Below are 9884 nucleotides of genomic sequence, written 5' to 3'. Positions count from 1 at the left end.
TGAAATCATTATTAGGGATTATGCTTTCCCTGAGTATTCTGCAATCTTGTCAGAATGATGAAATAAATGTCATCCAAAATGAAGTGAATAAAAATGGCATTACATTCATGTCACTCATAGATGACGCCAATAATTCGCGTGCATACGATACATCCTGGGAGACAAACGATGTCATCGGAATTTTCATGCTCGCCAGTGAAAATAAAAATGTATTGGAAACAAACGTACCCTATGTGACATCAAAAGGAGACGGCTATTTTATCAGTCAGAACCAGCCCATGTATTATCCTGAAAATAGTAGCACTGTTGATTTCATTGCATATTACCCGTATAATAAAAATACAGATGATTACACTAATTATACTATCAACCTCAGTGATCAGACTAAACAAAATGCTATTGACCTGATGACAGCTGTAAACCTGACAGGACGTGACCAGACTTCTCCACAAGGTAATCTACAGTTCAAGCACCTGCTGGCCAAATTGGTATTAAACCTGAAATCTACTTCTGGAAATTCACTGAAAGGTATCAAAGCCTCTATCAGCGGGCTTAAAGTAGAAGGCACGGCCAACCTGTCCAATGGTTCAATCACTCCTTCTGGTGAAGCAAGTGCTTTCTCCTTATATATAAATGAAGAAGCTACCCAAGCGGAAGCTATCTTATTGCCACAAAGTCTGAGTGAAAGCGTAAAAATCAAACTGGAGTTCAACGGACAGAGTCAAGAAATTGATACCAAGCTTTCTGGAAGTATTGAACAAGGTAACAAATATACATACAATGTAAATATAAATTACCAAGGAGGAGAAATTACAACTGATCCGCAAGCCCAATACACAAAATGGGCAGAAACACCATTAATTACTGAATCTCAATTAGCCAGACCTAATATCAAATACATTATTCATTACACTGGAGAAACTTATCAGAACAGTACGCTCAACGGAATCGAAATCCGTAATTACAGCATGCTGTATGATACGGATTTGAAAATGGCTTATTGGGTGGCATATCCATTATGCTCATGGTATTTAGGAGATAGCGGACGTACCGACGCATGGGGATATGATGATAAATTAGCAGAAAACCTACAACCCAATTTATTGAAAGGCATCTCCGGATATGACCGGGGACATCAAATTCCCAGCGGCGACCGGACACGTTCAAACTCAATCAACAGCCAAACCTTTTATTACACCAATATGACTCCTCAAATAGGACAAAAAATGAATCAAGCTATTTGGGCTGACCTAGAAAGTGCTGTAAGAGGATGGAGTAGCGGTACAGATACATTGTACGTAGTAACTGGAGCCATGCCTACCACAGCAACGGACAAAACTATTAAATATGCGAAAGATAATGACGGGAAAAACATGGCTGTTCCCAAATACTACTTTAAAGCATTGGCGCGAAAAATAAACGAACAGTTCCAGACAGTAGCCTACAAACTGGATAACATATCCTACAGCCACAGAGATTACAATGTAGGAATCCTATCCGTTAAGGAACTGGAAGAAATAACGGGATTCACATTCTTTCCTGACAAGCCTGAAATCACTGAAAGCATTAAAAGCCAAAAAACAAGCTGGAAATAAAATAATCATGTTCACAAAAAATAAATTAGTATGAAAATCTCGAATCTATTGTACACTGGGGCATTGTCAACCCTAGCTCTAATGAGCTGTACAAACAACGACGACCACAGTGACTGGTACGGAAGCGAAGGCATCGTTTTCACCACAACTATTCAGTCTAGAATTTCAGATAATGTCTGGAATGCAAACGACGAAGTAGGTATCTACATGACGAACGCAGGAAGCGGAATTGAAGCTGCAACTGCACAAAACAAGAAGTACCTGGCACAGACCAACGGTACATTAACTGCTGCTCCGGGCAATGGTATCTATCTTCCGGAAAGCGGAAACGTAGACTTCATTGCATATTATCCTTACACAACAAGTGTGAACGGAAATAAGATTGCAGTTAATGTGTCTGACCAGAGCAATCCGGCTGCAATTGACTTGATTTATTCAAACGGGACTAAAGGAATAGCAGCTACTACTGCTACTACCATTAGTCTGGGATTCACACACCAACTGACTCAACTAACCCTGAATGTGACCAAAGACGAAACAATTGAAACTCTTAACGGACTAGGCGTAATCATGAAGGGAGTCAGTACGGAAGGTGAATTTAATCTTGCTGACGGAACCCTGACTGCTACTACAGGCACCAACAGCAAAGATGTAGCAATGTACATAAACGCACAAGGAACTACAGCTACAGCCATCATATTCCCAACAGCTGCAAGCACTGATCAAACGTCAATTAACCTAACTTTTAACCTTAACGGCCAATCATTCACTCATACAATCAGTGACATGAGCATCTTTGAAAAAGGAACCAATGTAAGTTTCGATGCAAAATTGTCTATCAACAATGGGAAACCGGTAGTTAGTGTAGGTAATGCAACGATTGATAACTGGACAGACAAACCGGGTGGAGATATTAACGTTGACTTCGACGGTGGAACCCAGCCAGGTGGAGAAACTGTAGCATTAGATGCTCCTTTTGCAACTGGTTTGGATGGATTTACAATAGAAAACAAAGAATTACCTTCAGAACTAAGTTGGATATGGCAACACGATTCTAAATATCAATATGTAAAAGCAAGTGCATATAAAAACCAATCATATGCTTCTGAAAGCTGGCTTATTTCTCCTGAAATAGATTTAACAGCTGCAACAAGTGCAATCCTAACATTTGAACATGCCATTAATAAGGGTAATGTAGCGAATATTAAAAATGAACAAGTTGTAAATATCACCAAAGATAATGGCGCTACTTGGACAGCATTAACAGATTTGACATATCCAGAAGGTACAAGCTGGGATTTTGTATCATCTGGTAATATTGACTTATCTGCCTATGCTGGCTCTAAAGTGAAAATTGCATTCCAATACAAGAGCACAACATCGTCTTCTGCAACTTGGGAAATAAAGAATGTAAAAGTTGTAGCCAATGGAGAAGGTGGTGGAACAGTTACACCTGAACCAGATCCAGAACCGGGAACAGGAAGTAATCTGTTAACTAACCCTGGATTTGAAGATTGGACAAGCACATTGCCTACCGCATGGGACAATGCTACATATAATACAGGAGAAATTGCAAAAGAAACTAGTATCAAACATGGTGGAAATAATTCACTGAGACAAACTTCGTCCAGTAGCACAAATAAGATTCAACAAGAAGTTAATGTAACACCTGGAAAAAAATATCGTCTTTCTTATTGGTATTTAGACAATGATGACAAAGCAAGAACTCGCTGCTGGTTTTCATACAACAACGGAAGCCCAAGTACAGGAATGCAACCCAATGATTATTCCACAGACAATCCTGAATGGCAACAAGTTGTAGTTGAAATTACAGTTCCAGAAGGAGCAACTATATTACGTTTTGAAGCACGTACATATAGAGAAAGTACAACTCAAGTAGGTGGATATATCTACTATGACGACATGGAAATGGTTGAAATCCAGTAATAAATCATTATTAACACACTAAAAAGAGAACATGAAAAAGCTCTATAAAACTTTTTCATGTTCTCTTTCAACCCTTATAAAATAACACTAAACTAACAATTATTTTTTATGAAACACAAATTACTGTTCTTCATGGCATTCTTCCTTCCTTGCCTTGTCTTTGCACAAGAAAATGTAAGCGTGAAAGGAAGTGTGATCGGAGCAGTAAGCAATGACCCTGTTCCAGGCGTAATTGTGACGGTGACAGAACTGAACCGTCAAGTTACAACCGACGCGGATGGAAATTTCACCATCCGAAATATTCAACCGGGAACTTACGTCATTCAGCTTAACTCCGTAATGATTACGCCCAAGAGTGTCTCCATTGAAGTAGAAAACTTAGGCGTAACTGAGCTAAAACCTATCCGAGTAACCGAACTTAACGCAAATGAGGATGTATCCATGATTGGTATCATCGATGCAGGTATGGTGGACGATGACGTAGAAACTTCCGGACAGGATGTCAGTTCTACCGTAATTCTATCAAATGATATTTTCCTGAACAAAGCTGCCTATCAGCTTTCACCCGTACGCTTCTCTCCACGTGGATATAACAGCACGCAGGAAGTGAAATACATCAATGGGGTGGAATTCAACGACCAAAACAGAGGAGTGTTCAACTATGCGGCAGTAGGAGCGCTGAATGACATGACACGCAACGGTGATGTGACTAACTTCACAGCTCCCTCATCTTTTACTTTTGGAGAGTTGGGAGGTACGGAAAACATCAACATGCGTGCCAGCAACTACACCCCTGGAGGAAAGTTAACCTTAAGTTATACAAACCGGAACTATTATCTCCGCGGTATGTTTACCTACTCTACCGGATTGAAGGACAACGGATGGGCATTCACTACCTCTATCGGCGGACGCTATTCGAATGAAGGTAACATCGACGGAACTTTCTATAAGAATATTTCTTTTGCCTTCTCTGCTGAAAAGCAATGGAAAGGAGGAGAGCACAGCCTGTCAATGGTGGCTTTTGTGTCACCCGTACAGCGTGGTCAGCAGGGCAGTTCCTACCGTGAAGTGTATGAACTGACCGGGAATTATCTCTACAACCCGAACTGGGGATATCAGAACGGAGAAAAAAGAAATGCAAAAGTGGTTACTGCTTTCGACCCGACCGCTATCATTTCACACATTTGGAAAATCAACGACAACATGACGCTGACCACAGGCGTAGGAGCACATTATGCCCGCTATGGGAATACCGCACTGAACTGGTACAATGCACCAGACCCTCGTCCGGACTACTATCGTTATCTGCCTTCGTACTTTGAAGATGAAATGGTACAATTAAGGTATAAAGAGTTATGGCGTACCAATCAGACGGGCTTTACACAAATCAACTGGGATGACCTTTATCTAGCCAACGCCAACAACATACGTAATGGTAATGGGGCTGCGGTCTACATGGTAGAAGAACGCCGCAGTGATTTGCTGGAAACTTCGTTCAACTCTACTCTGAATGCACGTATAAGCCGCCATTTCGACATCACAACTGGAATTGGCGCACGTTATACACAATCACGCCAGTTTAAAACAGTGGCCGACCTGCTAGGAGCAGAATATGTGCTGGATATTGACAAATTTGCAGAACAAGACTTCTCTGGTGATCCAGACAAGATTCAGAACGACTTAAATCGCCCGCAAAGAAAAGTATATGAAGATGGTATTTTTGGTTACAACTACAACCTGAACATTTATTCACTGAATGCCTGGGTAGTTAATCAGTATCATTCACGCTACTGGGATTATTACTACGGAATGAAACTTACCTATACGAGTTTCCAGCGTGATGGCAAAATGCGTAACGGACGTTATCCGGACAGTTCTTTTGGCAAAGGCATGCGCCATCAGTTTACAGACTTGATGGTAAAGGGAGGATTGACTTATAAGTTCAACGGACGCCACATGATTAATGCCAACATCAGCTACGGAAGTGAAGCTCCGCTACCCAACGAAGCATACGTATCACCACGCATCACAGACCGGACTATTGACGATATGAAGAGCGGACGTGTACTCTCTGCCGATATCAACTACATCTTCTCAACTCCTCGCCTGGCCGGACGTATTGGAGTATTCCAAACCAACTTCTACGACCAGATGGAGCGCAATAGTTACTATGATGGCATTGAAGGCACATTCATCAACCACGTGTTGTATGGAGTAAACCGCATCCACAGAGGAATCGAACTGGGAGCTACCTATAAACTGGATGACCACTGGAGTTTTGACCTGGCAGGAACCGTAGGCGAATATTATTACAGCAACAACCCAGACGGTATCAAAAACTCTGAAAACGGGAAAATTGTGGAAAGAGAACAAGTGTACATGAAGGATGTATATGTAGGTGGTATGCCACAAATCGCCGGAACATTTGGAATCCGTTACTTCATCAACTACTGGTTCTTGGGAGCCAACCTGAATGGATTTGCACGCAACTATATCGATGCGGCTCCTCTCCGTCGTCTGGCTTCAAGCTATACCCAAGTAACACCGTACAACCAGTATTATGATGCCTTCAAGCAACTGACCACACAAGAACGTTTCCCGGCAGCCTATACATTAGACCTGTCTATCGGAAAGATTTTCTACTTGCCAGGAAGACAGTCTATCAACTTCAATCTTTCTCTGAACAACGTATTAAACAAGAAAGATATCTGCACAGGCGGATACGAACAGGGACGATTTGACCTTGAACATCCGGAACGCTTCGGAGGAAAATACTACTACATGCAGGGCATCAACTGCTTCCTGAATGTCAGCTACCGTTTTTAATCATTAACCCACATAAAATTCAGAATATATGAAACTATTTAAAAATATCAGTCTGCCACTCATTGCCTCACTCGCCCTTTTTGCTTGTGAACGAGACTATGATGCTCCTCTTTTGACAGAACCTGAATATACAGGTCCGGCAGCCAACATCACCATTTCAGAATTACGTACACAAACTGCAGCGGCAACAGAAGATGCTCCTATCATTATCACACAAGACCAGGTACTAAAGGCCGTTATCACAGGTAACGATGAATCGGGAAATATTTTCAAGAAAATCTACCTGCAGGATGAAACAGGTGCCATTGAAATGGAAGTGGACCAAAGCAGTGTGTACAACTATTATCCGGTAGGACAGACAGTATATGTAAATCTGAACGGATTGAGTATTTCCGTATATGGTGACGAACAGCAATTAGGACATCCCGAAGGATATTTGTATCGTACGCCGTGGGAGGATTTCGAAAAACATGTCAGCAAAGACGGATGGGCCAATCCGGAAAATGCAAAGCCTATCGTAATTGATGATATCAGTACAGTCAATACGGCCCCAGACAATTATAAATTCAAATTAGTGCAATTTACTGGAGTAACCTTCCAAAACGGTGGAAAGGGTATCTTTGCTCCAGAAAGTGGTTATGGCGAAGAAAACATCACCGACAGCCATGGAAATACCATCATGATTCGTACTAGTAACTATGCTAGCTTTGCAGGAAACAAGCTTCCTGAAGGAAAAGGAAACGTAACGGGTATCTTGGGACGATTCAGAGGTACATGGCAGCTTACTTTGCGCACAGCCAATGACGTGAGTGACTTTACAGGAAGCAATGGAGAAGGTGGAAATGAAGGTGGAGAAACTCCAAGTGGTGAAACCGTTTTATTCCAAGAATCTTTTGGAACTCCTGTAAAAAATGGAAATTATTGGCCATATTTAAGCGATTACACTGGATTTGATAACCCTGCCAGCATGTTTGAAAATAAATCTGAAGAACAAGCATCCGTACGTATTGTAAGCAACCTCACCAACATCTGGTTCCCTGGAACAAAAGATGTAGCAATTGCAATTAATAACATCAATGCACAAGGAAATACATCAGCTACTTTAGAATATCAAGTAGGAGCAAATGTATACAATACAGGAGAGAAACAAGATTTAAAGACTCTGAGAGTAAAATGTAATGGACAAGAGTTAACCATTCCTAGTAAAGAAGTAACTGGCGATGCCAAACAAGGAAATACGCCTTTCAAAATGACGATTGAAAATGTGACAATATCCGACAATACAACTTTAGAGTTTTATTGTACTGCTTCAGAAAACACTTATGGCTTACGCTTATACAGCGTCAAGCTTTATGTACCAGGAAGTGGCAACACCAGCGGTAGTGGAAATACAACCATCGAACCCACCCCCAGCAACTAATGACTAGATCAAACAATTAAAGTTATGAATAAACGATTGCTTATTTTCACTTTGTTCATCACTTGCGTATATGCCACCAGTCTGTTTTCACAAGACAGACTGGGTGTCTATGCAGCTGCATTCTATAATTTAGAGAACCTTTGGGATACAGTGGACGATCCCAACAACAAGGGTGACGATGATTTCACTCCAGAAGGAAAGTATGAATGGACTCAGACTAAATATGAACAAAAACTACAGAATATTGCCAAGGTAATCTCACAATTGGGAAGAGACTATTGCCCGGCAGGCCCCGCTATTATCGGCATCTCAGAAGTGGAAAACCGGAAAGTATTGGAGGACTTGACAAAAACCTCCCCCATCAACGGAATGGGATATGAAATTGTACATTTCGAATCACCCGACCACAGAGGTATTGACGTAGCCGCCCTTTACAATCCCAAATTGTTCAAACTGATTGATGCCAGAACTTATCCTTTCAATAAGCCGGATATGCCAAACTATAAAACCCGTGATATTTTGCTGGTAAGCGGCATACTGGCTGGAGAACCCTTCCATCTGATTGTAAACCACTGGCCCTCGCGCTACGGCGGTTCTGCTTCTTCTCCGCTGAGAGAATTTGCAGCCAGCATCGTGAAACATATTGGCGATTCTATCCACGCACAGAATCCGGAGGCAAAGGTTCTCATTGTAGGAGACTTGAACGATAACCCGTTCAACAAGAGTTGTAGCGAGGTACTTGGGGCTAAAAAGGACATCAAGGAAGTCAAACCTGATGGATATTACAATGCTACTTGGAAGTTATACGACCAAGGTATAGGTTCTCTCTGCTACCAGAACCAATGGAATTTATTCGACCAGCAGATTGTATCGGGCAACCTGATTGGCAAAGATCGCAGTACATTGAAATTCTGGAAGAGCGAAGTGTTCAACCGTCCATTCCTGCTCCAAAAGGAAGGAAAGTACAAAGGGTATCCACTCCGCACATTCTCGGGCACCACATTCCAAAATGGATTCAGCGACCACTTGCCTACCCTAACCTATTTTGTCAAAGTAATGAAATAAGAGAAACTACATTTCTTCATAAGAAAGCCGTTCCGCGAACATAATCGGAACGGCTTTCTTATTTCATTTAAAGTCTCTTTGAATATCCTTTAACTACTACGTAGTAATTCCTCTATTACTCCGTAATAACAGACCGACCACTACGTAGTAATTCGATCATTACCCCGTAGTAAAATATCCTCCAAATCATTCGGCACATAGATCTTACCGCTAAACTGCGAAGCGGCTTCTGCTGTATAACGTACCTTGCGGGTGGCCAGTGTCTTGTCTTCCGTGTGATACAGCAACAGATTCTTCACTCCAAGCTGAGCCGCTAACCGTCCGGCATCCAATGCCGTGCTATGGTGCTTCTCGTAGGGTTTGAAGCATTCACGGTCTTCATACAGACAGAACGCCTCACACAGCAGCCAGTCGGCTCCTTCCACATACGTCCGGTTACATGCATTGTAAGGTTCATCACCCAGACAAACCAGCGATTGTCCATCAGGAAGACACATACGGAAACCAAACTGTTTCTCCTTTGTAGAAGCTATGTCAAAGCATTCCACTTCCAGCCCAATAGCCTGAAATTTCTCTCCGCTCTTCACCTCACACAACAGAATCTCTTTTCCTAAGCATGCCACAATCTTTTTGGGTAAAGTCATCCGGCAAATCCAGTCGAGCACCTGTACCACCTTATCATGCCCATATATGTACAGCTTACCCTGATACGCTCCTTTCTGAATAGCCTGGCCCACGGTGCGAATCATCCATATTACACCCAGTATATGGTCAGTATGTGCATGCGTCACAAACATCTCATGAATTCCCGACAACGGAATATGCGCCTTCTGCAACTGTGACAAAATGCCGTTTCCCCCTCCCGCATCCACCAAAAAGTATTTATCCTCCCGACACAATGCGAAACAGGTATTGTAGCACGCTACGGTGGCCGCATTTCCCGTACCTAACATAATCAGCTTCATCGAATTTTCCATACAATGTATCCTTTAAAACAAAGGGCAAAGATACGAATTTTCTACTTTTATTTT

General features: G+C 42.0%; 6 protein-coding genes. 5 read left to right on the top strand and 1 reads right to left on the bottom strand.

Translation table 11 applies throughout. The annotated features are described in order from the left end of the window. The 5 genes from ACMJ0U_RS10740 to ACMJ0U_RS10720 all read left to right on the top strand — a co-directional run. Positions 1-1595 (top strand): fimbrillin family protein (locus ACMJ0U_RS10740; protein WP_417129913.1); only part of this gene is annotated, 1595 nt, incomplete at its 5' end. Between the two features lie 30 nt (positions 1596-1625). Further along, a complete protein-coding gene (locus ACMJ0U_RS10735; RefSeq protein WP_417129912.1) occupies positions 1626-3542 on the top strand; it encodes a fimbrillin family protein in 1917 nt (638 codons plus the stop codon). Positions 3543-3650: 108 nt separating this feature from the next. Continuing rightward, positions 3651-6368, top strand: a complete 2718-nt coding sequence (locus ACMJ0U_RS10730; RefSeq protein WP_417129911.1) for a carboxypeptidase-like regulatory domain-containing protein — start codon at positions 3651-3653, stop codon at positions 6366-6368. A 28-nt stretch (positions 6369-6396) separates the two neighbouring features. After that, the gene (locus ACMJ0U_RS10725) at positions 6397-7788 is read left to right on the top strand and encodes a DUF5689 domain-containing protein (RefSeq protein ID WP_417129910.1); all 1392 of its coding nucleotides are present in this window, start codon (positions 6397-6399) and stop codon (positions 7786-7788) included. 24 nt (positions 7789-7812) lie between these two features. Beyond that, on the top strand, positions 7813-8853 hold the full coding sequence (locus ACMJ0U_RS10720) for an endonuclease/exonuclease/phosphatase family protein (protein ID WP_417129909.1): 1041 nt from the start codon (positions 7813-7815) through the stop codon (positions 8851-8853). 140 nt (positions 8854-8993) lie between these two features. Here ACMJ0U_RS10720 and ACMJ0U_RS10715 read toward each other — a convergent pair whose 3' ends face one another. Beyond that, entirely contained in the window at positions 8994-9830 is an 837-nt protein-coding gene (locus tag ACMJ0U_RS10715; protein WP_417129908.1) for an MBL fold metallo-hydrolase, read from the bottom strand. Positions 9831-9884: the final 54 nt, after the last annotated feature.

This window comes from Phocaeicola sp., assembly GCF_048170425.1.
Taxonomy (GTDB): Bacteria; Bacteroidota; Bacteroidia; order Bacteroidales; family Bacteroidaceae; genus Phocaeicola.
Note: the sequence above shows the minus strand (reverse complement) of the source record. Positions and strands in the feature narration are given on the sequence as shown.